Origin of the sequence: Kitasatospora sp. NPDC048722, assembly GCF_040650235.1 — a bacterium.
Lineage (GTDB): Bacteria > Actinomycetota > Actinomycetes > Streptomycetales > Streptomycetaceae > Kitasatospora.
Genome location: NZ_JBEZGX010000045.1, coordinates 1 through 22,677 on the forward strand (window position 1 = coordinate 1; position 22,677 = coordinate 22,677).

Here is a 22,677-nt window from a genome sequence, read left to right on the forward strand (position 1 = left end):
TCGGCCAGCAGCACCCGCACGCTCATGCCGGGAGCCTCGCAGCCACCCGGAACCCGCCCTCCGGACGCCGGCCCGCGCTGAACTGGCCGGACAGCGACGTCACCCGCTCGCGCATGCCGAGCAGACGGCGCACCAGCAGAACCGGCAGGGCGAGCACGACGCAGAGACCGAGCACCTGGAAGCCCCCGAGGTCGGGGAGCCGGAACAGGCCTCCGTAGTGCGCCCAATTGGGCAGCATCGTCAAGGCGAGAACCAGCGCGTACGAGCCGGCGGTGGCCAGCACCACGGCCTGTGACATCAGCCAGGTCACGTGCTTCGATGTCGAGAGACGCTGGAGAAGCTGTTCCATGCAGAGATCGTATTCAGCGGCGTCAGCTCTGTGCGTCGCCCCGGGGATGTACGCCGGATACGCCCCCGGGCCGATGGCCTGGGAAGAGGTGACATCCGCCGGCCGACGCGGTGGGCCGTGGTCCGTTCCTAGGTTCACGGTCATGACGAATGCACCGATGGTCGATCTTCGCGACACGACAAAGAAGTACGACGACGGCCCGCCCGCACTGGCCGGCGTCACCTTGTCCGTGGCGGCTGGTGAGTGCGTGGCGATCCTCGGCCATTCCGGCAGTGGCAAGTCCACGCTGCTGAACCTGATCGCGGGTCTGGACAAGCCTTCCAGCGGCACCGTGACCGTCGACGGCACCCGCGTCGACCAGCTCGGCGAGGCCGGTTCGGCGAAGTACCGCCGGGCCTCCATCGGCATGATTTTCCAGTTCTTCAACCTGCTGGACGACCTGACCGTGTTGGACAACGTCCTGGTTCCGGCGCAGCTGGCCGGGATGGGCAAGGGCGAAGCGAAGCGGCGGGCCGTCGAGCTGCTCGGCTCGCTGGGCATCGACCGGCATGTCAAGGCCTATCCGCAGCGGCTGTCCGGCGGGGAACGGCAGCGGGTGGCGGTGGCCAGGGCCCTGATGAACAAGCCGGCGCTGCTGCTGGCCGATGAGCCGACCGGCGCTCTGGACTCGAGCTCGGCCGAGGACGTGCGCGAGCTGCTGCTGGACCTGAACAGCGAGGGCCAGACCATCCTGCTGGTCACCCACGACGTGAAGCTGGCCGCGAGCACCGCGCGCCGCACGATCGAGTTGGTGGACGGCGCGGTCGAGCGGGACGTCGTCAACGACGGCAGCGGTGCCGGCCTGGCCGCCCGCACACCGCTGACCCGTCCGGCGGGAGAGGTCCGATGACACTGCGCAAGCCGCCGATGCCCTGGCGCGTCTTCGAGGTCGGTTTCCGGGCCGTGGCCCGCCCGCTGCCGGCGGTGAGCCGGTGAGCGCCCTGGGCAAGGTCGTACGTTCCGGCGTGGGCCGCCGTCGGGTCCAGTCCCTCGTCATGGCCCTGACGACGTTCGCCGCGGTGACGTCCTCAGTACTCTCCCTCGGTCTGCTGACTGTCGTGCAGGCCCCGTTCGAGCACGCTTTCAGTGCTCGGAACGGGGCGCACCTGGTGGTCCAGTTCGATGGTTCGAGGGTCACGGCCGCGCAGGCCGCCGCCACCGCTCACGCCGCCGGCGTCACCGAGGCGGCCGGGCCCTTCCCGGTTGCCGCCGCCCTGGACACGACGATCGGCACGGACTGCTCCAAGAAGGATTGGGCCGGTCACGACAACGGTCCGATCACCGTCACCACCCGGCCCGACCTGGGCAGCACCTCCGGGATGGACCAGCTGGCGCTGACCCGGGGGCGTTGGCCGACGAGCCCGGGCGAGATCGCCCTGCCGTGGCAGCACTATGCCGCCGACTGCTTCGGCGATTCGGTGGTGTTCTCCTCCCTGCCGGGCAAGCCGTCGTTCAAGGTCGTCGGTTTGGGCGGCTCGGTGACCAACAGCGCGACCGCCTTCGCCACCGCCGACGGTTTCGCGCGGCTCACCGCCGCCGGTGCCGATTCCGACGAGCAGATGCTCTACCGGTTCGCCAAGGCCGGGACCGACGCCGACATCGCCACCGACAAGCAGGCGGTGGCCGCCGCTGCGCCGGCCGGCTCGGTCGAGGCCGGACAGTCGTATCTGACCGCGGAGCAGCAGGCGACCGGCAACGCCAAGGCCTACGTGCCGTTCCTGATCGCCTTCGGGATCCTCGGGCTGTTCATGTCGGTGCTGATCATCTCGATCGTGGTCAGCGGGGCTGTGGCCTCGGGAATCCGGCGCATCGGGATTCTGAAGTCGTTGGGCTTCACCCCTTCTCAGGTGGCCCGCGGCTACACCGCGCAGGCCATGATCCCGGCGACATCCGGCCTGGTGCTCGGCACGGTTTTCGGCAACCTCCTGGCCGTGCCGATCCTGGACGGGGCCACCAAGCAGCTCGGCGCGGCCAGTGCCACGATTCCGTTGTGGGTCAGCGCCGTGGTGCCGCTGGGCACCCTGCTGATCGTCGGCGTCACGGCTTTGATCCCGGCACTGCGGGCCGGCCGGATGCCGACGGTGCAGGCTCTGGTGGTCGGCCGCGCCCCCAAGGCCGGGGGCGGTCAGGCGGCGCAGCGTCTGGCCTCGCGGCTGCCGCTGCCCCGGGCCGTGTCGTTGGGGCTGGCCCAGCCGTTCGCCCGGCCGGCCCGGGCCGTACTGGTCGGTGCTGCGGTGCTGTTCGGCGTGGTGAGCGTCACGTTCGCGGTGGGGCTGGAGACCGGGTTCAACGAGTACCTGGACGTCAGCACCTCAGGCTTCAACGTCGCGTCGGAGTTCGTGGAACCCACAGCCGACGTGGGCGTGCCCTGGGGTCTCTACGGCCCCAACGACCCGCGCAACCCGCACCTGGACGCCGCCAAGGTGGCCGCCGCGCTCGCCGAGATCCCGGGCACGAAGACCGCGTTCGGCTGGGGCGACAGCGGTGCGACCATGGTCGGCGCCCCGCCCGGCGGCGAACCGGCGAAGGTGTTCACGGTCACCGGCGACTTCTCCTGGACGCACATGGAGCTGCTGTCCGGCCGCTGGTACTCGGCGCCCGGCGAGGCCGTGGTCGGCGACAAGCTGGCCGCGACGGCGGGGATCCACGTCGGTGACGACGTCACCGTGGTGCAGCAGAGCAAGCAACTGTCGCTGAAGATCGTCGGCATCAACTTCGACACCAACCAGGGCGACTACACCGTCATGACGGATGCGGCCACCTTCACCGCCGCCGGTCTGACCCCGCACATCGACCTGTTCAACGTCGAGCTGGCCTCGAACGTCAGCGGACAGGACTGGTCCACCTCGGCCGCCGCCGCGCTGACCCCGCTGAACGCCTCGGTCCAGCCGAACACCGGTGGGGGCAAGAACATCGTGGTGATCACCATGGGCACCCTGGTGGCCACGCTCACGCTGATGATGATCGCGGTCGCCGCGCTCGGGGTGCTGAGCATGGTGATGCAGGACACCCGGGAGCGGGTCCATGATCTGGGAATCCTCAAGGCCCTCGGTATGACACCCAAACAGACCATCGCGATGGTCCTGACCTCGGTGACACTCACCGGCCTGATCGCCGGGCTGATCGGGGTCCCGCTCGGGGTCGCGGTGGAGAAGGCGACGCTGACCCCGATGGGGAACGCGATCGGCCGGCACCTGCCGCCGAGCGTGTCCCACGTCTACACCGCCGGGCTGCTCATCCCCCTGCTGGCCGGCGGGATCGTGATCGCCCTGCTCGGGGCACTGCTGCCGGCCAGCTGGGCGGCCCGGTCGCGGACCGCCACCGCGCTGCGGACCGAGTAGGACCGAGCAGAGCCGCTGGTCGCCGCGGCAAGAGCGGTGCTGGGCACTGCACGGCGCGGCAAGAACGCCAATGCCGAGGATCTTCGAGGAGAACCTCTTGCGTTCGCCGGTGGCCTCGTCGATGCGACGGTCGTTCACCCGCGGCGCGGTGACCTCGACCGGCCCGGCCGCGGTGACCACGGTCCGGGGCCGATGGTGGCCGTTGCGGACCACCGGTCGGCGGCCGCCCCGTCGGTCTCGGCGGACAACTCGGCTGTGCACCGGTTGACTCCCGCCTCCAGTGCGGCGGGGCCGCGCCGGCCGGACAACCCTGGCCTCGTCCCTGAAAGCCGCGGCTGCCATCTTGGCCGACCGAGGGGTGGCGGTGTGGGCGAGGTGCCGTCGGGTCGCTGCTACTCGCACCACAGAGAGGCGGCATGCGCTCCTGGAGTTCAGGGGCGCCGATGGGGCCGCCCCGCGGGAAGCCGCCCGGCTTCCCGCGGGCGTCAGGCGCGGACGTCGGCGTGCCAGCGCCAGGTCGTGCGTTGGGGGTGACCGGGGAGCGGGGCCCGGCCGGTGGCCCAGAGGAGGGTGGGCCAGGGGGCGGCGTCCAGCGCGGGGACGTCGGGGAAGAGGCGGGTGAGGGTGCGGTGGCAGATGTCGGCCGGGGGGTTCCAGGGGAGGTCCAGGCCCTGGGTGACGTCGTGCAGGTGGACCAGGAGCTCCACCAGGCTCATCGCCACGAAGCCGGTCGGGTCGGCGAGGCCCCAGGGGTGGTAGGCGCGGGCGTCGGGTGAGGCGGTGCGGGCGACGGCGACCATCAGCCCGCCGCTCGCCTCCAGCACCTCGACGAGCCCGGCCGCGCCGGCCCCGCGCTCGGCGCGGACGAAGTTGTTGGGCGCCCCCGGGGCCTCGCGCGTCGAGACGAACGGGACGTAGCGGTCCTGCGGCGGCCGGGCGGGGCCGAGCTGGGCGGCGTAGGCGAGGAGGTCGTCCGCGAGGTGTTCGACGGTCTCCCAGCAGGACCAGCCGAGCGTGCCGGCGGGGCGGGACCAGTCGGTGTCCGCCGGGGCGCCGCGCAGGGTCTCGGCGGCGAGGCGGAGGGCGGTGGCGAGGTCGTCCGGGGTGGGGGTCTCGGTCATGATCGCGATGCTAACGGCCCCGGCCCGCCGCCCGCCTTCGATACCCCTGGAGGTACGCCTGTCGGGATCCGCCACGATATCCCCAGGGGTACATCCGTGAGGAGGGTGCGTGTGTTTCGTCGACATCCTTGAGAGCGAGGCGCCGGGCAGCCACGGCCGCCGCCCCGCCGGTGCGTCCCGATCGACTGCGCCGCCGGGAGCCACGTGCGCGACGACCACGCCACCGGCGGCCCCGGACTCGCCCTGCTCACCGGCGCGCACGACCTCGTGCCCGCCGACGCGGCCGTCTCCTACCGGCGCGTCCTGGTGTACGACGGCGACGAGGTCGACCTCGACCCCGACCACGGTCTGGCCCTGCGCGCCGGGGCCCCGCCCGGCCACACGCCGCACCACACCTCGTACGTCCTCACCCGGCACAGCCGCCCCCTCGCCGCCTTCGCGGGCGGCCCGCTCCTGGACGCGGTGGGGGTGGCCGGCCTGCCGGGTCGGAACACCTAGTGCAGGACGTCGAGGACGTTGTCGGCGTCGTTGACGAAGTAGACCGCGTCGCGGTCCAGATCCAGGGCGAGGCCGAAGAGGGCACCCGCGCCGGGCGGGGTGCCCTCGGCGTTGATCTGCTTGGTCGCCACCTGCCGTCCGGTCCGGGTGGTCTCGACGATGTTGCCGTCCCCTCCGTTGACCGTGAGGATGTCGCCCCTGGGCGTGATGGCCATGCCCAGCGGGGCGTTGAGGTTGCCGTCCGAGGTGACGACCCGTCCGGTGCCGGCGCTGCCCTTGCGGGTGAGCGCGTCGGGGATGGCGGTGATCCGGCTGAGTACGGTGTCCGCGACGTAGAGCGTGCCGTCGTGCAGGCCGACCCCGGTCGGGCCCACCACGAGGGCGGCCGGGTCCGTCCGCTCGGCGAAGCCGGAGCCGATCACGGTGGTGGCCGTGCGGGCCGGCGGCTGGTCGCCCTCGGCGCACAGGGTGATCCGCAGGACCGTGCCCTCGTCGACCTCCGCGCCGCCGCCGGCGACGGTGCCGTTGAGCACGTTGGTGACGAACAGTTCGCTCCGCTTGCCGAAACTGACGGCGGTCATGTCCCAGGGGCCGTTGATGCCGTCCCCGGCGATCGTCTCGCGGACCGTCCCGTGTTTGTCGAGCACCAGCAGGCACCCGGCCTGGGCGGTGGCGGACGTGCCGTCCGAGGTGGGGAGGCTGCCGACCACCACCCAGCCGCCGGGCAGGACGGTCAGCGCCGTGGTGAGGCCGACCCCGCCGGGGCACGGACCCGGCAGGTTGTTCGGGTCGATCGTGGCGAACGTGGTCAGGGTGCCGTCCGGGGCGACCTGGACCAGCGTGGTGCCGGTGCCCTGCTCGCCGGCCGGCGGGTTCGCCGAGTTGTTGAAGTTGCTGATCAGGACGTTGCCCCGGCGCAGGTCGCCGACGCTCTCCCGGATCGTGAACGTGCCGTACGGGTTCACGTCGCCGTTGGCGGGCACGGTGGACCCGACGAGGGACACGGTGTTCAGCCGGTCGAGGAACGGCTGCGGCTTGGTGGCCCCGGCCCCGGCCCCGGCCCCGGCCGGGGCCGCGGCGGCGGCGGTCAGGCCGAGGGTCAGCGCGGCGGTCACCAGCGCGCTCGAACAAGCCCGAAGTCTCATGTGCAGTGCCTCCTGGAGGGCGGGCCCGGGACGGTTCGTCCCGACCCGCGGAAGTGCTCGGATCGCCCCCAGGACGTCACGCTAGGCACGCACCCCACGACCCGCCCGCCGGTGTCCGCCGAATGCCGGGCGCCCGGGTGACGCCTCCGTCAGGCGCGGGCCTCCCGGTGGAGGCGGGTGCGGAACACCCGGTAACGGCTTGTGGGCCCACACCACGCGTGCCGATGCGCGGGTCGGCGTCGCCCCGTTCATGCGTTCCCCCGGTGCGTCATCGAGCCAGCGGGTCGTCGAGCAGCGCGTCGTCGAGCATGCCGTCGAGTGCGCGGACGCCGTACCGGCCGTGCCCGCTGTCGGTGGTGGCGGGTAGCCTCACTGGTTCCGACCGAGGCCGGTTCCGGCCGGCACTCGTTCCGGCCGAGAGGAGCCCCGTGACGATCGCACCGCAGCACCCCGACCGGCCTGCCGGCTGGATCTCCACCGGCCTGAGCTGGTACGAGGGCCGGCCACGGCTCGGTGCCGTGTGCGGTCCACGGGTGCACGAGCGCGTCGTCGGGGCCGGGACGGAGGTCGGCTGGTTGCTCGGTGGCCCGCGCCGGTGCACCGGGGCCTGGCTGGCCGGTGCCACCGAGCGCACGCCGTGTCCGCACCACGCGGAGATCGATCCGGCCGGCGGCGCCGTCCAGTGCCCGGCGTGCCAGAGCGTCGACCGCGGCCTCGCCCTCGCCCGTGACCAGATCCTCGACGACGGCCGCACGTACCTGCTCTACCTGGCCTGGTTCGGCGACGGCCTGCTCAAGGTGGGCCTGACCGCCGAGCAGCGCGGCGACAGCCGGCTCCTCGAACAGGGCGCGCTCGCCTACGCGTTCACCGCGCGCGGCGGCCTCCCGGCGATCCGTCGCGCCGAACTCACCGTCGCCGCCTCGGGCCTGGCGCGCGAGCGCTTCAAGAGCCGCGCCAAGACGGACCGCTGGTGGTCGCACGGCGACGTGCCGCACCGCCGGGCCGTCCTCTCCGACGCCCGAGCGCGGGCGCACGGGCTCCTGCGCGGCCACGCCCTGGAACTGCTCGCCGACCGCCCGGTGACCGACCACGTCGAGCGGTTCGGCCTGGCCGGCGGCGCCCCGGAGAGCTACCGGCACGTCGACGGGCTCGCGCACGGCGCCGTCCTCGCGGGCACGTTGCGGGCACCGGTCGGGCGGCACCTCTTCCTCGACCAGGCCGACGGCACCGGTCCCCTGCTGCTCGACACCCGGCTGCTCACCGGCTGGACGCTCACCGCCGTAACGGACCGCGCGACGGCCGGCGTCGCGCTCGCGGAGCGCGTCCGCCCGCCGGAGCCGGACACCCAGGAAGCGCTGTTCTGAGCCAGCCCACCAGCATGGTTGCTTAAAGAAACCGCGAGGTCTAGCCTCACCCTCAGTGGTTTCAACCTGCTATCAGCATGGAGTGAGCACCCCGCGATGATCGCCGCCCACGAGACCTTCGACGGCACCTTCCCGTACCGGCCGCACTTCAGCACCGCCCCGGGCTTCCGGATGCACCACGTCGACGAGGGCGACGGCCCGGTCCTGCTCTGCCTGCACGGCGAACCCACCTGGGGCTACCTCTTCCGCGACCTGGTCCGCCGCTTCGCCCCCACCCACCGGATGGTCGTCCCCGACCACATGGGCTTCGGCAAGAGCGAGACGCCGGCCGACCGGACCTACCGCCTGCAGGACCACGTCGACAACCTGGTGGCCCTCGTCGACGACCTCGGCCTGCGCGAAATCACCCTCGTGCTGCACGACTTCGGCGGGCCGGTCGGCATGGGCCTGGCCGCCCGGCGCCCGGGGCTCGTCACCGGGGTGGTCAGCCTCAACGGGCCGACGCCGTTCGGCCAGCCCCGGCTGCCGGACGCGCTGATGGCCAACGCGGCCGAGTCCCCGTGGTTCCGCTGGATCGCCCGCGCGCACGCCGACGGCAGCCTGGACGCCGTCCTCGGCGAACTCGGTCACACGATCCTCGGCACCCTGAAGCTCAACGGCTTCGAGAACAACGCGCTGATCACCGACACCTGGCTGCGCGCGTACGCCTCCCCGTTCCCCACCCGCGCGGAGGCGGCCGGCGCGCTCGGCTGGGCGAAGGGCTTCGCGACCGGGGCCCACGTGTTCGAGGTGCCGAGCGACGAGGCCCGCGCCGCGCTCGCGGCCGTGCCCGCGCTCGCCGTCTGGGGCGGCGCGGACCGGACGCTGGGGGCGCGGCACTTCCTGCCGCTGTTCGCGGAGGCGTTCCCGCGCGGGCGGATCGTCGAGCTGCCGGGCGTGGGCCACTACAGCCCCGAGGACGCCCCGGACGCCATCGCGGAGCTGCTCCGGGAGTTCCTCTCGACGGCCTGAAGCCCGGTGGCGTTCAGCCCAGCCGCCCGCGCACCCCGCCCGGCCCCGAGCGGGACCGGCGCGAGAGCGGTGGCCGCGACGGGCGGACGTCGGGGCGTGCGGGCGGCTCGGTGTCCGCCGCACGCCGGGCCGCCGCGGCACGGGCGGCGGCCAGTGCCATCCGCGCGAGCAGCGGGTCCTCGCGGACCCCGGCCGCCCGCTTGGCCGTCTGGCAGCGCGAGCACCAGATCGGGGATGCGGGCCCGTCTGGGTACGCCAGGCTCTCGGGCGGCAGGTAGTGCCCACCGCACTCGACGCATTCGAAGACCAACCTCATCCGACGATCACCGTCCCGGATCCGTGGCACCGACCGCATGGCGACCAGAAGGAGTGGATCCTCGGCACCATGCTTCCTTCCTCGTCCAGTTCGACCGTGGCCTCGGTCTTCTGGGTCCCCCCGGACCCGCCGCAACCGGAACAGGACTGAACCTCGGGCATATGCCGTCCTTCCGTAGCGGAGGACCACGGTAGCGCGAAAATCCGCGCAGGAGCACCGGTCCTGACGATCCACCACTCCATCGGGGAGCGCGCGGACGCCCCGCGCGCCCCACTGGAGTCCGTGGACGCCGCAAGCCCCTCGCGCACGCACGAGGGGCTTGCGGCCGGAAGGGGAATTCAGCCACCGGAAGGGGGTTCAGCCACCGGGCGGGGAGTTCAGCCGCGCGCAGCCTTCAGGAACTCGCGGTTCATCGCGGCGATGCTGGGGAGCGGGATGCCCTTGGGACAGGCGGTCGCGCACTCGCCCGTGTTGGTGCACCCGCCGAAGCCCTCGGCGTCCATGGCGGCGACCATGTTCCGCACGCGGGAGGCGCGCTCCGGCGCGCCCTGGGGAAGCACGTTGAGATGGACGACCTTGGCCGACGTGAAGAGCATCGCCGAGCCGTTCGGACAGGCGGCCACGCAGGCGCCGCAGCCGATGCACTCGGCGTGCTCGAAGGCGGTGTCGGCGGCCTCCTTGGGGACGGGCGTGGCGTGGGCGTCGGGGGCGCTGCCGGTGGGGGCGGTGACGTAGCCGCCGGAGCCGATGATCCGGTCGAAGGCCGAGCGGTCCACCACGAGGTCCTTGACCACCGGGAAGGCGGAGGCCCGCCAGGGTTCGACGTCGATGGTGTCGCCGTCGGTGAAGTGCCGCATGTGCAGCTGGCAGGTGGTGGTCCGTTCCGGGCCGTGGGCCTGCCCGTTGATGACCATGCCGCAGGCGCCGCAGATGCCCTCGCGGCAGTCGTGGTCGAAGGCGACGGGCTGGTCGCCGCGGGTGATGAGCTCCTCGTTGAGGGTGTCGAGCATCTCCAGGAAGGACATGTCCGGGCTGATCCCGCTGACCTCGTAGGTCGTCATCGCGCCGGGGGTGTCCGGGCCCGCCTGGCGCCAGATGCGCAGGGTGAGGTTCATGCGTAGCTCCGCTGGGTGGGGTGGACGTACTCGAAGTCGAGCGCCTCGCGGTGGAGGACGGGCGCGGTGCCGGTGCCGGTGAACTCCCAGGCGGCGGCGTAGGTGAAGTCCTCGTCGCGGCGGGCGGCCTCGCCGTCCGGGGTCTGGCTCTCGGTGCGGAAGTGGCCGCCGCAGGACTCGGCCCGGTGCAGGGCGTCCAGGCACATGAGTTCGGCGAGCTCGAAGTAGTCGACGAGCCGGTTGGCCTTCTCCAGCGACTGGTTGAGCTCCTGGCCGGTGCCGGGCACCTTGATGCGGCGCCAGAACTCGTCGCGCAGCCGCGGGATCCGCTCCAGGGCCCGGCGCAGCCCGGCCTCGTCGCGGGCCATGCCGCACTCGTCCCACAGGAGTTCGCCGAGTTCGCGGTGGAAGGAGTCGGGGGTGCGGTCGCCGTCGACGGCGAGGATGAGGTTGAGCCGGTCCCCGACCTCGGCCTCCGCCTCGGTGACGGCCGGGTGGTCGGCGGGGACGGCGGGCAGCTTCTCCCGTGCCAGGTAGTCGTTGAGGGTGGGCGGCAGGACGAAGTAGCCGTCGGCGAGTCCCTGCATGAGGGCGCTGGCGCCGAGGCGGTTGGCGCCGTGGTCGGAGAAGTTGGCCTCGCCGATCGCGAACAGGCCCGGCACGGTGGTCTGGAGGTCGTAGTCGACCCAGAGCCCGCCCATCGTGTAGTGGATCGCGGGGTAGATCCGCATCGGCACCCGGTACGGGTCCTCCGCGGTGATCCGCTCGTACATGTCGAAGAGGTTGCCGTACTTCGCCTCGACGGCGTCCCGGCCCATGCGGCGGATGGCGTCGGCGAAGTCGAGGTAGACGCCCTGGCCGCCGGGGCCGACGCCGCGGCCCTCGTCGCAGACGTTCTTGGCGGCCCGGGAGGCGATGTCGCGCGGCACGAGGTTGCCGAAGGAGGGGTAGATGCGCTCCAGGTAGTAGTCGCGTTCGTCCTCGGGTATCTCGGCCGGCGGCCGCTGGTCGCCGCGCGCCTTGGGCACCCAGATCCGGCCGTCGTTGCGCAGCGACTCGCTCATCAGGGTCAGCTTGGACTGGTGGTCGCCCGAGCGCGGGATGCAGGTGGGGTGGATCTGGGTGAAGCACGGGTTGGCGAAGAGGGCGCCGCGCCGGTGCGCCCGCCAGATCGCGGTGGCGTTGGAGTTCTTGGCGTTGGTGGAGAGGTAGAAGACGTTGCCGTAGCCGCCGCTGGCGAGCACGACGGCGTCGGCGGTGTGGCTGCGGATCTCGCCCGTGACGAGGTCGCGGGCGACGATGCCGCGGGCGCGTCCGTCGACGACGATGAGGTCGAGCATCTCGGTGCGCGCGTGCATCTCCACGTTGCCGGCCGCGATCTGCCGGGAGAGCGCCTGGTAGGCGCCGAGCAGGAGTTGCTGGCCGGTCTGGCCGCGGGCGTAGAAGGTGCGGGAGACCTGGACGCCGCCGAAGGAGCGGGTGTCGAGCAGGCCGCCGTACTCGCGGGCGAACGGGACGCCCTGGGCGACGCACTGGTCGATGATCTCCACCGAGACCTGGGCGAGCCGGTGCACGTTGGACTCGCGGGCGCGGAAGTCGCCGCCCTTGACGGTGTCGTAGAACAGCCGGCGGACGGAGTCGCCGTCGTTGCGGTAGTTCTTGGCCGCGTTGATGCCGCCCTGGGCGGCGATCGAGTGAGCGCGCCGTGGTGAGTCCTGGAAGCAGAACTGGACGACGCGGTAGCCCTGTTCGGCGAGGGTGGCGCCGGCCGCGCCGCCGGCCAGGCCGGTGCCGACGACGATCACGGTGTGCTTGCGCCGGTTGGCCGGGTTGACCAGCTTGGCGTCGAACCGCCGCTGGTCCCAGCGCCGTTCGATCGGCCCGGCGGGCGCCTTGGTGTCGGCGATCGGCTCGCCGACGGTGTAGGACGCGTAGCTCATTTCACGACTCCGGTCATCACGGCCACGGGGACGGACAGGAAGCCCGCGGTGAGGATCAGCGCGAGGCCGTTGGCGGCCAGCTTCAGCGCCCGGTCCCGGCGGGCGTTGTTGGCGCCGAGGGTCTGCGCGGCGCTCCAGAAGCCGTGCCGGACGTGCAGGCCGACGGCGAGCATCGCGACGATGTAGATCACGTCGCTGTACCAGCGGCCGAAGGTGCCGACGATGTTCTGGTACGGGTGCCCGTGCTCGGCGACGGGGTTCACGGTGAGCGTCGTCAGGTCGAGGACGTGCCACACGATGAACAGCGCCAGGATCACCCCGCCCCAGCGCATCGTGCGGGTCGCGTAGCTCGCGCGGCGGCGCTGGTGCACGTACTTGCTCGGCCGGGCGGCGAGGTCGCGCCGGCTCAGCTGGTAGGCGGCGACACCGTGCAGCACGACGGCGGCCAGCAGGCCGAAGCGGGCGATCCAGAGGAACCACTCGTAGCGCAGGAACGGTTCGCCGATGGTGCGCAGCCAGTGCGCGTACCCGTTGAGGTCGTCGGGGCCGAAGAACACCTTGAGGTTCCCCAGCATGTGCGCGACCAGGTAGAGCAGCATGGCCAGTCCGCTGACGGCCATGACCGCCTTCTTGCCGACGGTCGACCGCCAGAGGGTCGCCAGGGTGGACGGGTGCCGGGCCGTCCGAGTCGCGGTTGTCATGGCAGCAACGGTAGGGAGGGCCGCAAGGGTGCGTCCAAGACATGATGCGGCTCATGACGATAGGCAGCCGCTATCAAGGACGTCTATCCTGGCCGTGTGCAGCTCCAGCAACTCCGCTATTTCCTGGCCGTCGCCGAGACCCGCCACTTCACCCGAGCGGCCGAGGCGGCACACGTGGCACAGCCGTCCCTCTCACAGCAGATCCGGTCACTGGAGCGGGAGTTGGGTGCCGAGCTGTTCCACCGCACGCGCGGGCGGATCGCCCTCACCGACGCGGGGGACGCGCTGCTGCCGCTGGCCCGGCGCATCCTCGCGGACACCGAGAGCGCACGGCTCGCCGTGCAGGAGACGGTCCAGCTGCGCCGCGGCCGGGTGCGGCTGGGGGCGCCGCCGAGCCTGTGCACGAGCCTGGTGCCGGACGTCCTGCGGGTGTTCCGGGACCGCTACCCGGGGGTGGCGCTGGCGGTGCGCGAGGGCGGCTCGCGCGATCTCGTCGGCTGGCTGGCGGCGGGGGAGCTGGACCTCGCGCTGGTGATCACCCCGGCGAGCGGGGAGGTGGCGCCGGCCCTGGACGTCACCGAACTGCTGCACGAGGAGCTGGTGCTGGTGTCCGCCCTCACGAAGCGGGCCCGGCGCACGGTGCGGGTGACGGAGCTGCGCGGGCGGCCGCTGGTGATGTTCCGCGAGGGTTACGACGTGCGCGAGGCTACCCTGGCGGCCTGCCGGGCGGCGGGGTTCGAGCCGGAGTTCGCGGTGGAGGGCGGGGAGATGGACGCGGTGCTCGGCTTCGTCCGGGCCGGGCTCGGGCCCGCGGTGGTGCCCGGCATGGTGGCGGCCCGATCGGGGCTCGGGGTGACCCCGTTCGCGGGGCCGGGCCTGGGGCGCACGATCGCCGTCGCGCACGGCCACGAGGTGCCGCTCACGCGCGCCGCCGCCGCGCTGCGCGAGACCCTGCTGGCGCACCTGCGCGACGCCGCCCGGGACGGCGAACTTCCGCCGGGCACAAGGCTGTTGCTGTGAGAAGGGCCCGGGGCGCGCGCCCCGGGCCCTTCTCACAGCGCGCCGATCAGGCCGGCAGCACGGCCTCGATCGCGGCGACGACCTCCTGCGACTCCGGGTCGACGGCCGGGCGGATCCGGGCGGCGACCGTGCCGTCCGGGGTGATCAGGAACTTCTCGAAGTTCCACTTGATGTCGCCGGCCTCGCCCTCGGCGTCCGCCGTCCTGACCAGCTCGGCGTACAGCGGGTGCCGGTCGTCACCGTTCACGTCGATCTTCTCGAACAGCGGGAAGGTGATGCCGTACGTCGTCGAGCAGAACGTCCGGATCTCCTCGGCGCTGCCCGGCTCCTGCCCGGCGAACTGGTTGCACGGGAAGCCCAGCACGCTGAACCCGCGCGCGGAGTAGCGCTCCTGGAGCCGCTCCAGGCCCGCGTACTGCGGCGTCAGGCCGCACTTGGACGCCACGTTGACGATCAGCAGCGCCTTGCCCTTGTAGTCGGCGAGCGAGGCGGCCTCGCCGGACAGCGTGCGCAGCGGAATGTCGTACAGGCTCACAGTGGTCCCTTTCGGCAGGTCGGTGGGTCGGACTCCCGGGTTACGGTAGCGCTCCCGGAAGGCTCAACCGCGACGGCGCCGCCGGTGTTCCGCGAGCGTGGGGGCGCACTGAGCGGCGCGTCCGCCCCCACGCTGCGGGTCCCTGCGCCGCCTCAGACCGCCAGCGGCTTGATGGCGGTCGGCGCGTGCTCGGGCAGGGTCGCGAGCTCCTCGAACTCGTTGACCTTGTCGATGTCGTTGCCGCTCATCGAGATGTTGGTGACCCGCTCCAGGATCGCCTCGACGACGACCGGGACGCGGAACTCGGCGGCCAGCTTCTTGGCCTCCTCGAAGGCCGGCAGCAGGCCCTCCGGCTCGGTGACCCGGATCGCCTTGCAGCCCAGGCCCTCGGCGACCTTGACGTGGTCGACGCCGTAGGCGCCCAGCTCCGGCGCGTTGATGTTCTCGAACTCCAGCTTGACCTGGAAGTCGATGTCGAAGTTCCGCTGCGCCTGGCGGATCAGGCCCAGGTAGGAGTTGTTCACCAGGACGTGGACGTAGGGGATGCGGTGCTGCGCGCCGACCGCCAGCTCCTCGATCATGAACTGGAAGTCGTAGTCGCCGGAGAGCGCGACGATCTGGCCCTCGGGGTCGGCGGTCGCGACGCCGAGCGCGGCGGGGATGGTCCAGCCGAGCGGGCCGGCCTGGCCGCAGTTGATCCAGTGGCGCGGCTTGTAGACGTGCAGCATCTGCGCGCCGGCGATCTGGGACAGGCCGATGGTGGTGACGTAGCGGGTCTCCGGGCCGAAGGCCTTGTTCATCTCCTCGTAGACGCGCTGCGGCTTGAGCGGCACGTTGTCGAAGTGGGTGCGGCGCTGCAGCTGCGCCTTGCGGGCCTGCGTGGCGGCGGCCCACTCGCCGCGGTCCTTCAGCCGTCCCGCGGCCTTGAGCTCCCCGGCCACCTCGACGAACAGCTCCAGCGCGGCCTTGGCGTCGGAGGCGATGCCGAGGTCGGGGGCGAAGATCTTGCCGATCTGGGTGGGCTCGACGTCGACGTGGACGAACTTGCGGCCCGCGGTGTAGACGTCCAGGCCGCCGGTGTGGCGGTTGGCCCAGCGGTTGCCGATGCCGAGGACGAAGTCGGAGGCCAGGAAGTTCTCGTTGCCGTAGCGGTGCGAGGTCTGCAGGCCGACCATGCCGGCGTTGAGCTCGTGGTCGTCCGGGACGATGCCCCAGCCCATCAGGGTCGGGACCACCGGGACGCCGGTCAGCTCGGCGAACTCCAGCAGCAGTGCGGAGGCGTCGGCGTTGATGACGCCGCCGCCGGCGACGATCAGCGGGCGCTCGGACTCCTGGAGCAGCGCGATGGCCTTCTCGATCTGGATCCGGTTGGCGGTCGGCTTGTAGACCGGCAGCGGCTGGTAGGCCTCCGGGTCGAAGTCGATCTCGGTGAGCTGGACGTCGATCGGCAGGTCGATCAGGACCGGGCCCGGACGGCCGGAGCGCATCAGGTGGAAGGCCTGCTGGAAGACGCCGGGGACCTGGGCGGCCTCCAGGACCGTGGTCGCGGCCTTGGTGACCGGCTTGGCGATCGAGGCGATGTCGACGGCCTGGAAGTCCTCCTTGTGCAGGCGGGCGACCGGGGCCTGGCCGGTGATGCACAGGATCGGGATCGAGTCCGCGATCGCCGAGTAGAGACCGGTGATCATGTCGGTGCCGGCCGGGCCCGAGGTGCCGATGCACACGCCGATGTTGCCGGCCTTGGCGCGGGTGTAGCCCTCGGCCATGTGGGAGGCGCCCTCGACGTGACGGGCGAGCGTGTGCCTGATCCCGCCGGAGGCCTTGAGGGCGGCGTAGAACGGGTTGATGGCTGCGCCCGGCACGCCGAACGCGACCTCAACGCCTTCGAGCTTGAGGATCTCCACGGCCGCGCGGGCGGCTGTCATACGAGGCATCGGGTTTCTCCTGCGTCGGCCCGCAGTGGCTCGGAGGGCTCATCTCCAGAATTCCACCATACGGAAGAACGGTTTCTGTATGTGGAAGAAAAGGTAGGGCGGGGCCTGTCGGGGCGTCAAGGGGAGATTCAACAGATTGTGGACGTTCACCCGGGGTGGTGCCTGTGGGATCCGTGGTGAGCGGGCCTCGTTCGTACACGCGGACGGCTGTCGTGCGGCTGTGTGCGGGGAATCGCGCGTTCCGGCCCGGAAAGCGGACCCGGTGTGCGGCCCGGGTGAAGGGACGGTGTGCGAGGTTGGCCCGCCCCGCACCCCTGGGTACCGTCGGAGCCACGCCGGGCCACCCACTGTCGCCCCCGTCGTGCGGCCCTTCTTCCCGCCCGCACCCGCAAGCACCGCGCGCATCCGCAAGCGCCGGCCGTACCGCAGGCCCTGCCCTTCGTACCGTGCCCCTCGCGCCCGCATGTCCCGTCGCACGCTTCCTCGCACGCTTCCTCGTACGCCTCCCCGCCTGCCTCCCCGCCTGCCTCCCCGCACGCGGCCGCGCATGTCGACCCGCTCGCTTCCCGCATGCCTCCGCGCATGCCGACCCGCACGCTTCCCCGCCCGCCCCGGAGCAGCGTGCCCGCCGTCGGCGGGCACGCGGAAGGAACGTACCCATGCGTCGAAACCCCGTCCGTCACCCGGCGGTGACCGGGTGAGCCGTCCGCCCCACCGCCGCAAGAGCCCGCCGGGCCGCCCCCGCCGCACCGCGCCCCCGGGCCGGCCCCGGGGGTCGCTCGCGGGGCTCCTGCGCACCGTCCCCTGGCGCCACGACCTGCCCGCCTCGATCGTCGTCTTCCTCGTCGCCCTGCCGCTGTGCGTCGGGGTGGCCGTCGCCTCCGGCGTCCCGGCCGAGCTCGGCCTGGTGACCGGCATCGTCGGCGGGCTGGTGGTCGGGCTGCTGCCCGGCAGCAGCCTCCAGGTCAGCGGGCCGGCCGCCGGGCTCACCGTCCTCGTCTACGACGCCGTCCACCGCTTCGGCCCGCACGCGCTCGGCCTGCTCGTCCTCGGGGCCGGACTGCTCCAGCTGGCCATGGGCGCCCTGCGGCTCGGCCGCTGGTTCCGCGCCATGTCCGCGTCCGTCGTGCACGGCATGCTCGCCGGCATCGGGCTCACCCTGCTCTCCGGCCAGCTGTACGCGCTCGCCGACCGCCGGGCCCCGGCCAGTGGGCCGGAGAAGATCGCCGGGCTGCCCGCCCTGCTGCGCGACGCCCTCACCGGTGCCGCGAACCCGAGCGCCGTCGCGCTCGGCGCGGCCACCCTGCTGGTGCTCGTCCTCTGGAAGCACCTGCCGGAGCGCGTCGCCCGCGGCGTGCCCGCCCCGCTGGCCGCCGTCGGGCTCGCCGCCGCCGTGACCGCGGCCGCCGACCTGCCGGTGGCCAGGGTCCGCGTCTCCGGGCTGCTCGGCGTCGTGCACCTGCCCGACCGCGTCACCCTCGGCGAACTGGCCGGCGGCGCGGGCCTCGGCACCGTCGTCGCCTTCACCCTCATCGCCTCCGCCGAGACGCTGTTCAGCGCCGCCGCCGTCGACCGGATGCACCACGGCCCGCGCACCGACTACGACCGCGAACTCACCGCGCAGGGCATCGGCAACGCGGTGTGCGGACTGCTCGGCGCGCTTCCGATGACCGCCGTCATCGTGCGCAGCGCCACCAACGTCCAGGCCGGCGCCCGCAGCAAGGCCTCGCGCACCCTGCACGGCGTCTGGCTGCTGCTGTTCACCGCACTGCTCCCCGGCGTGCTCGGGCTCGTCCCGCTCACCGCGCTGGCCGCCGTCCTCGTGCACGCGGGCGCGAAGCTCGTCCCGGTGCGACGGATCGCGGCGCTGTGCCGGGGGCACCGGGGCGAGGCGGCGGTGCTCGCGGTGACGGCGGGCTCGATCATCGTCACCGACCTGTTCGAGGGGGTGCTGATCGGCGTCGGGCTGGCGGTGGTGAAGTCCGCGTGGCAGACCTCGCACCTGCAGATCCGGGTGGAGGAGGAGCGGCTGCCCTCCGGCGAGGCGCTGCAGCGGGTGCGACTGAGCGGCAACGCGACGTTCCTGCGGCTGCCACGGCTGCTCGACGCGCTGGAGCGGCTGCCGGCCGACCGCCCGGTGGAGCTGGACTGGTCCGGCCTGCGGCACCTGGACCACGCCTGCACGGTGGCGCTCGCGTCCTGGGCCGCGCAGCACCGGGCGCGGAGCTCGGCGCCGCTGGCCGTCGAACCGCCGCTGCCGATGGTGGTGTGACGGCCGCCGCCTGACGCCTGGTTAGCCTGGTCGCGGTCCCGGGGTGCCCGGGGCCGCGACCAGTGCCGTTCGAGAGGAGTGCAGCCGTGATCGCTGCGTTTTCGGTGACCCCGCTGGGCATCGGCGAGGACGTCGGGGAGGCGGTCGCCGCCGCCGTCCGCGTGGTGCGGGCGAGTGGGTTGCCCAACCGCACCGACGCGATGTTCACCAGCGTCGAGGGGGAGTGGGACGAGGTGATGCCGGTGATCAGGGCGGCGATCGAGGCGGTGAAGGCGTACAGCGGCCGGGTGAGCACGGTCATCAAGATCGACGACCGGGCCGGCGTCACCGACGGCCTCACCGCCAAGGTCGCGTCCGTCGAACGGCACCTCGCGGAGAAGGGCCGGGACTAGCTCAGCCGGGCGGGCTCCGCCGCCGGCTCCGTGGCGGGGTCGGCGGCCCGGGCCCGGCCCGGCAGCAGCCGGTCCAGGGCGTACGGGCCGGAGCCGATGGCGGCGATGGCGAGGAACGCCCAGCAGAACATGACGGACGGCTCCCCGCCGTTCTGCAGCGGGAGCAGCGCGTGCTGCTGGTGGACGGTGAAGTAGGCGTAGGCCATCGAGCCGGAGCAGAGCAGCGCGGCCCAGCGGGTGCCGAGGCCGACCGCGACCAGGAGGCCGCCGGCCAGCTGGATCAGGGCGGCCCACCAGCCTGGCCACTGGCCGAACGGGACGGTGCCGCCGCCCTTGGCGCCGCCGAGGACGCCGAACAGGGAGGAGGCGCCGTGGCAGGCGAAGAGCAGGCCGACGACGACCCGGAAGGCCGCCAGGGCGAGCGGGCGGGCGGTGTCGGCCACTGCGCGCGGAGTGGTGGGGAGGTGCACGGACATGGGGCAACGCCTCCTGGTGTGGGGGAGGAGGGGTGGTCGGCAAGGGTAGCTGTGGTCTAGTCCAGTTGACAACGGTCCGTCAGATTCCCCTCGGCTCTGGCGAATTCCGTCAAGTCGGCCGGCTCGCGGGTCGGCCGTCGATCGACAGGAGAAGACTCGGGCGGGCCCCTTGCAAAGTTCTATATTGACCGAGCGGTCCAGAAAGGCTTAGCGTTCCACCATGGCGCGAACGAAGGAATTCGACCCGGACGCGGCGCTGCAGGCGGCCCTGGAGCTGTTCTGGCGGCGCGGCTACGAGGCCACGTCCATGGCCGACCTGGTCGAGGGGCTCGGGATCGGCCGCGCGAGCCTGTACGCCACGTTCGGCAGCAAGCACCAGCTGTACCTGCGCGCACTGGAACGCTACGGCGAGCAGACCGATCCGGTGCTGCTCGCCGAGCTCTCCCAGCCGGGGCCGGTGCTGCCGGCCGTCCGCGCGGTGGTCCGCCGGTACGCGGCGGAATCCACCGGGAGCGGGCGGGAGCGCGGCTGTTTCGTCGTCAACACGGCGGTCGAGCTGGTCCCGCACGACTCGTCGGCCGCGCGCCGGGTGGAGGCGAGCCTCGGTCACCTGGAGGCGCTGCTGACCGCCGCGCTCGTGCGCGCCGCGGCGCAGGGGGAGCTGCCCGAGGGGCGCGACCCCCGGGCGTTGGCGCGGACGCTCATGGTGCTGATGCAGGGCATGCGCGTGATGGGCAAGGTCGCGGACGGGCCGGCGCGCGTGCGGGACGCCGCCGAGCAGGCGCTGGTGCTGCTGGGTTGACGTCGCGGGGCGGTCACCCGGTCCGACGACCGCGCGCCTCTTTTGCGTCCGCATTCTGAACCGAACGGTCTATATAGGGGGAGTGGCGATGAGGGGGTGTCCATGCCAGGGTCTCGGGCGCCGGCGGCGGCAACGGCGGCGGAGCGGTCCGGATTCGCGCTGCTCGGCGCCGTCCAGGTCGCGCTCATCTTCACGCTCACGCTCCTCACCGTCCCGCTGCCCCTGGTCGCGCGGCAGTTCGGGCTCGGCCCGTCCGGCGTGCTGTTGCTGAGCGCGGCCTACGGGCTCTCGTTCAGCTCCCTGCTCCTGCTCGGCGGCCGGCTCGCCGACCGGTACGGCGGGCGCCGCGCGCTACGGGCGGGGCTCGCGCTCTTCGGTGCGGCCTCCGCCGCCTGCGCCGTCGCACCCGGCTCCGCCGCTCTGCTGGCGGGCCGGTTCGGTCAGGGCGCCGGCGCGGCGCTGGTCGCCCCGGCGGCGGTCGCGGTGGTCCGGGCGCTGCACCCCGGGGCCGCCGACTACCGCCGGGCGATGGCGACGTGGGGTGGGCTCTCGGTGCTCGGGGCGACCGCGGGGAGTCTCGTGTCGGGCGTGGTCACGGCCTGGGCGTCCTGGCGCTGGCCGTTCGCCGTGCCCGTGCTGGTGGCTGTCCTGGCCCTGGTGCGCTCCGGCGCGCTCCCGTCCGCCGAGCCCGGTCGTGGGCCCAGGCCGGGCCTGGACCTGCGCGGCGCCCTCCTCGCCACTTCCGGTGTCTGCGCCGCCAGTTACGGTCTGGTCGCATCCACCGACCACGGCTGGGGCACTCCCGTCGTGCTCGCCCCGCTGGCCGCCGGGCTCGTCCTGCTCCTCGCCTTCGCCGCCGCCGAACGTCGCGCCGCCGACCCGCTGGTGCCGCCCGGTTTCCTGGCCGACCGCCGCCGCACCACCGCGCTCGCCGCCGTCACGGTGACCGCCACCGGCACCGCGCTGACCTTCCTGCTGCTCGCCCTCTACCTCCAACAGGTCCGCAACTGGGACGTGCTGGCCACCTCGGCCGCCTTCCTCCCGTACGCGGCGGTGCTGGTGCTCGCCGGCCGCCTCGCCGCGCCGCTGACGGCCCGGCACGGCGCCGTCACCGTCACCGCCGGTGGCCTGGCCGTGGCCGCGACGGGCCTCGCCCTGCTGGCCGGCCTCGCCCCCGACAGCGGGTACGCCGTCGGGTTGCTGCCCGGCCTGCTCCTCCTGCCCGCCGGGGCCGGCCCGGCCTTCGCCGGCGCGGCCGTCCTCGCCACCGGCGGGGTGCCGCCCGAGCGGACCGGCCTCGCCGCCGGCCTGTTCAACACGGCGATGGAACTCGGCCCCACCGCCGGCGTCGCCGCCCTGATGGCGCTCGCCGCCACCCGGCCGACCGTCGTCGGCGGCTACGCGGCGGCCTTCGCGGCCGGCGCCGCCGCCCTGGCGCTCACCGGCGCCGCGGTCGCGACGCTTCCACGGGCCACCCGTACCACCCGTACCACCCGTACGTCGGAACACACCATCCGCAGCAAGGAGTTCACGTCATGAGCAAGCGCTTCGCCGACCGCGCCGTCCTCGTCACCGGTGGCGGCACCGGCATCGGGCGCGCGGTCGCGCTCGCCTTCGCCCGGGAGGGGGCCCGGGTCGCCGTCGCGGGCCGCACCGGGGGCCCGCTCGCCGAGACCGTCGAGCTGATCGAGCGCGAGGGCGGCAAGGCCGTCGCGCTCACCGGCGACGTGACGGACGGCGCGGACGCGGCCCGGCTGGTCCGCGAGACCGTCGAACACCTCGGCGCACTGGACGTCGCCGTCAACAACGCCGGCGTGTTCGGCGGCGCCGGCCCGGTCGCCGACATCGACGAGGCGGAGTGGGACCGTGTCATCGGCATCAACCTGACCGGCACCTTCCTCGCGATGAAGCACCAGATCGCCCACCTGCGCGCCAACGGCGGCGGCGCGATCGTCAACATCTCCTCCAACATCGGCGTGCACCAGCGTGTCGCGGGCCTCGGCGCCTACGCCGCCAGCAAGGCCGCCGTCACCGCGATCACCCGCGCCGCCGCCCGCGACCACATCGCGGACGGCGTGCGGATCAACCTCGTGAGCCCCGGCCCGGTGGAGACGACGATGTCCACCCGGCCCGGGGAGAGCGCCGCCGACAAGGCCGAGCGGATGAGGGACGCCGTCCCGCTGGGCCGGACGGGTTCGGTCGAGGAGGCCGCCGCCGCGGTCCTCTATCTCGCCTCGGCCGAGGCCGGGTACACCGTCGGCGCCGACCTCGTCCTCGACGGCGGCGTGACGGCGTGACCCCGCGCG

Annotated in this window: 21 protein-coding genes and 1 pseudogene; 11 read left to right on the plus strand and 11 right to left on the minus strand. The window is 73.1% G+C overall.

The window, feature by feature from the left end:
* Positions 1–22: 22 nt before the first annotated feature.
* Entirely contained in the window at positions 23–349 is a 327-nt protein-coding gene (locus AB0C76_RS28605; protein WP_359971251.1) for a hypothetical protein, read from the minus strand.
* 142 nt (positions 350–491) lie between these two features.
* Between AB0C76_RS28605 and AB0C76_RS28610 the strand changes: the two genes are divergently transcribed.
* Positions 492–1,238, plus strand: coding sequence for an ABC transporter ATP-binding protein (locus tag AB0C76_RS28610; protein ID WP_359971241.1), 747 nt, complete (start codon positions 492–494; stop codon positions 1,236–1,238).
* Positions 1,239–1,383: 145 nt separating this feature from the next.
* Positions 1,384–3,729 carry an FtsX-like permease family protein gene (locus AB0C76_RS28615; protein ID WP_359971095.1) on the plus strand — a complete coding sequence of 782 codons (2,346 nt, stop codon included), beginning with the start codon at positions 1,384–1,386 and terminating at the stop codon, positions 3,727–3,729.
* Positions 3,730–3,804: 75 nt separating this feature from the next.
* Here AB0C76_RS28615 and AB0C76_RS28620 read toward each other — a convergent pair.
* A pseudogene (locus tag AB0C76_RS28620) lies at positions 3,805–3,954 on the minus strand (IS256 family transposase); the annotation flags it as partial.
* Positions 3,955–4,214: 260 nt separating this feature from the next.
* Positions 4,215–4,850 (minus strand): maleylpyruvate isomerase N-terminal domain-containing protein, encoded by a 636-nt coding sequence (locus AB0C76_RS28625; protein WP_359971097.1) that lies wholly within the window; start codon positions 4,848–4,850, stop codon positions 4,215–4,217.
* A gap of 204 nt (positions 4,851–5,054) precedes the next feature.
* Here AB0C76_RS28625 and AB0C76_RS28630 point away from each other — a divergent pair, with 204 nt between their 5' ends.
* The gene (locus tag AB0C76_RS28630; RefSeq protein ID WP_359971099.1) at positions 5,055–5,348 is read left to right on the plus strand and encodes a hypothetical protein; all 294 of its coding nucleotides are present in this window, start codon (positions 5,055–5,057) and stop codon (positions 5,346–5,348) included.
* Here AB0C76_RS28630 and AB0C76_RS28635 read toward each other — a convergent pair.
* Positions 5,345–6,493: a hypothetical protein gene (locus AB0C76_RS28635; RefSeq protein ID WP_359971101.1), complete on the minus strand. Its 1,149-nt coding sequence runs from the start codon at positions 6,491–6,493 to the stop codon at positions 5,345–5,347. The two genes, AB0C76_RS28630 and AB0C76_RS28635, sit on opposite strands and share 4 nt — an antisense overlap.
* 428 nt (positions 6,494–6,921) lie before the next feature.
* On the opposite strand from AB0C76_RS28635, the gene AB0C76_RS28640 reads away from it, so the two are divergent.
* Positions 6,922–7,857 (plus strand): DUF2797 domain-containing protein, encoded by a 936-nt coding sequence (locus AB0C76_RS28640; RefSeq protein WP_359971103.1) that lies wholly within the window; start codon positions 6,922–6,924, stop codon positions 7,855–7,857.
* Between the two features lie 96 nt (positions 7,858–7,953).
* The gene (locus AB0C76_RS28645) at positions 7,954–8,868 is read left to right on the plus strand and encodes an alpha/beta fold hydrolase (RefSeq protein ID WP_359971105.1); all 915 of its coding nucleotides are present in this window, start codon (positions 7,954–7,956) and stop codon (positions 8,866–8,868) included.
* 13 nt (positions 8,869–8,881) lie between these two features.
* Here the strand turns inward: AB0C76_RS28645 and AB0C76_RS28650 are convergent, their stop codons facing one another.
* From AB0C76_RS28650 to AB0C76_RS28665, 4 genes are all read right to left on the minus strand, one after another.
* Positions 8,882–9,184 carry a hypothetical protein gene (locus AB0C76_RS28650; protein WP_359971107.1) on the minus strand — a complete coding sequence of 101 codons (303 nt, stop codon included), beginning with the start codon at positions 9,182–9,184 and terminating at the stop codon, positions 8,882–8,884.
* A 377-nt stretch (positions 9,185–9,561) separates the two neighbouring features.
* The gene (locus AB0C76_RS28655) at positions 9,562–10,299 is read right to left on the minus strand and encodes a succinate dehydrogenase/fumarate reductase iron-sulfur subunit (RefSeq protein ID WP_359971109.1); all 738 of its coding nucleotides are present in this window, start codon (positions 10,297–10,299) and stop codon (positions 9,562–9,564) included.
* Complete coding sequence (locus AB0C76_RS28660; RefSeq protein ID WP_359971111.1) at positions 10,296–12,239, minus strand: fumarate reductase/succinate dehydrogenase flavoprotein subunit; 1,944 nt, start codon at positions 12,237–12,239, stop codon at positions 10,296–10,298. Before AB0C76_RS28660 ends, AB0C76_RS28655 begins: the two co-directional genes overlap by 4 nt.
* The gene (locus tag AB0C76_RS28665; RefSeq protein ID WP_359971113.1) at positions 12,236–12,940 is read right to left on the minus strand and encodes a succinate dehydrogenase cytochrome b subunit; all 705 of its coding nucleotides are present in this window, start codon (positions 12,938–12,940) and stop codon (positions 12,236–12,238) included. The genes AB0C76_RS28660 and AB0C76_RS28665 overlap by 4 nt, the downstream gene beginning before the upstream one ends.
* Positions 12,941–13,036: 96 nt before the next feature.
* Here AB0C76_RS28665 and AB0C76_RS28670 point away from each other — a divergent pair, with 96 nt between their 5' ends.
* Complete coding sequence (locus AB0C76_RS28670; RefSeq protein ID WP_359971115.1) at positions 13,037–13,960, plus strand: LysR substrate-binding domain-containing protein; 924 nt, start codon at positions 13,037–13,039, stop codon at positions 13,958–13,960.
* Positions 13,961–14,006: 46 nt separating this feature from the next.
* On the opposite strand, the gene AB0C76_RS28675 is transcribed toward AB0C76_RS28670, so the two are convergent.
* Positions 14,007–14,495, minus strand: a complete 489-nt coding sequence (locus AB0C76_RS28675; protein WP_359971117.1) for a glutathione peroxidase — start codon at positions 14,493–14,495, stop codon at positions 14,007–14,009.
* Positions 14,496–14,647: 152 nt separating this feature from the next.
* Positions 14,648–16,429: a glyoxylate carboligase gene (gene gcl, locus AB0C76_RS28680; protein ID WP_359971118.1), complete on the minus strand. Its 1,782-nt coding sequence runs from the start codon at positions 16,427–16,429 to the stop codon at positions 14,648–14,650.
* Positions 16,430–17,219: 790 nt separating this feature from the next.
* On the opposite strand from gcl, the gene AB0C76_RS28685 reads away from it, so the two are divergent.
* Both AB0C76_RS28685 and AB0C76_RS28690 read left to right on the plus strand, forming a co-directional pair.
* Positions 17,220–18,701 (plus strand): SulP family inorganic anion transporter, encoded by a 1,482-nt coding sequence (locus tag AB0C76_RS28685; RefSeq protein ID WP_359971243.1) that lies wholly within the window; start codon positions 17,220–17,222, stop codon positions 18,699–18,701.
* Positions 18,702–18,787: 86 nt separating this feature from the next.
* The gene (locus tag AB0C76_RS28690; RefSeq protein WP_359971120.1) at positions 18,788–19,093 is read left to right on the plus strand and encodes an MTH1187 family thiamine-binding protein; all 306 of its coding nucleotides are present in this window, start codon (positions 18,788–18,790) and stop codon (positions 19,091–19,093) included.
* On the opposite strand, the gene AB0C76_RS28695 is transcribed toward AB0C76_RS28690, so the two are convergent.
* The gene (locus AB0C76_RS28695) at positions 19,090–19,569 is read right to left on the minus strand and encodes a DoxX family protein (RefSeq protein ID WP_359971122.1); all 480 of its coding nucleotides are present in this window, start codon (positions 19,567–19,569) and stop codon (positions 19,090–19,092) included. The genes AB0C76_RS28690 and AB0C76_RS28695 overlap by 4 nt on opposite strands.
* 220 nt (positions 19,570–19,789) lie before the next feature.
* Between AB0C76_RS28695 and AB0C76_RS28700 the strand changes: the two genes are divergently transcribed.
* From AB0C76_RS28700 to AB0C76_RS28710, 3 genes are all read left to right on the plus strand, one after another.
* Positions 19,790–20,371 (plus strand): TetR/AcrR family transcriptional regulator, encoded by a 582-nt coding sequence (locus tag AB0C76_RS28700; RefSeq protein WP_359971124.1) that lies wholly within the window; start codon positions 19,790–19,792, stop codon positions 20,369–20,371.
* Between the two features lie 102 nt (positions 20,372–20,473).
* The gene (locus AB0C76_RS28705; protein ID WP_359971126.1) at positions 20,474–21,910 is read left to right on the plus strand and encodes an MFS transporter; all 1,437 of its coding nucleotides are present in this window, start codon (positions 20,474–20,476) and stop codon (positions 21,908–21,910) included.
* Positions 21,907–22,668 (plus strand): SDR family oxidoreductase, encoded by a 762-nt coding sequence (locus AB0C76_RS28710; protein WP_359971128.1) that lies wholly within the window; start codon positions 21,907–21,909, stop codon positions 22,666–22,668. Before AB0C76_RS28705 ends, AB0C76_RS28710 begins: the two co-directional genes overlap by 4 nt.
* Positions 22,669–22,677: the final 9 nt, after the last annotated feature.

Bases quoted from the DNA above. Each gene is read 5' to 3' on its own strand.
- AB0C76_RS28650 (WP_359971107.1), bottom strand. From the start codon at position 9,184: ATGAGGTTGGTCTTCGAATGCGTCGAGTGCGGTGGGCACTACCTGCCG.
- AB0C76_RS28655 (WP_359971109.1), bottom strand. From the start codon at position 10,299: ATGAACCTCACCCTGCGCATCTGGCGCCAGGCGGGCCCGGACACCCCC.
- AB0C76_RS28645 (WP_359971105.1), top strand. From the start codon at position 7,954: ATGATCGCCGCCCACGAGACCTTCGACGGCACCTTCCCGTACCGGCCG.
- AB0C76_RS28615 (WP_359971095.1), top strand. From the start codon at position 1,384: ATGGCCCTGACGACGTTCGCCGCGGTGACGTCCTCAGTACTCTCCCTC.
- AB0C76_RS28710 (WP_359971128.1), top strand. From the start codon at position 21,907: ATGAGCAAGCGCTTCGCCGACCGCGCCGTCCTCGTCACCGGTGGCGGC.
- AB0C76_RS28635 (WP_359971101.1), bottom strand. From the start codon at position 6,493: ATGAGACTTCGGGCTTGTTCGAGCGCGCTGGTGACCGCCGCGCTGACC.
- gcl (WP_359971118.1), bottom strand. From the start codon at position 16,429: ATGCCTCGTATGACAGCCGCCCGCGCGGCCGTGGAGATCCTCAAGCTC.
- AB0C76_RS28705 (WP_359971126.1), top strand. From the start codon at position 20,474: ATGCCAGGGTCTCGGGCGCCGGCGGCGGCAACGGCGGCGGAGCGGTCC.
- AB0C76_RS28660 (WP_359971111.1), bottom strand. From the start codon at position 12,239: ATGAGCTACGCGTCCTACACCGTCGGCGAGCCGATCGCCGACACCAAG.
- AB0C76_RS28700 (WP_359971124.1), top strand. From the start codon at position 19,790: ATGGCGCGAACGAAGGAATTCGACCCGGACGCGGCGCTGCAGGCGGCC.
- AB0C76_RS28695 (WP_359971122.1), bottom strand. From the start codon at position 19,569: ATGTCCGTGCACCTCCCCACCACTCCGCGCGCAGTGGCCGACACCGCC.
- AB0C76_RS28610 (WP_359971241.1), top strand. From the start codon at position 492: ATGACGAATGCACCGATGGTCGATCTTCGCGACACGACAAAGAAGTAC.
- AB0C76_RS28605 (WP_359971251.1), bottom strand. From the start codon at position 349: ATGGAACAGCTTCTCCAGCGTCTCTCGACATCGAAGCACGTGACCTGG.
- AB0C76_RS28665 (WP_359971113.1), bottom strand. From the start codon at position 12,940: ATGACAACCGCGACTCGGACGGCCCGGCACCCGTCCACCCTGGCGACC.
- AB0C76_RS28625 (WP_359971097.1), bottom strand. From the start codon at position 4,850: ATGACCGAGACCCCCACCCCGGACGACCTCGCCACCGCCCTCCGCCTC.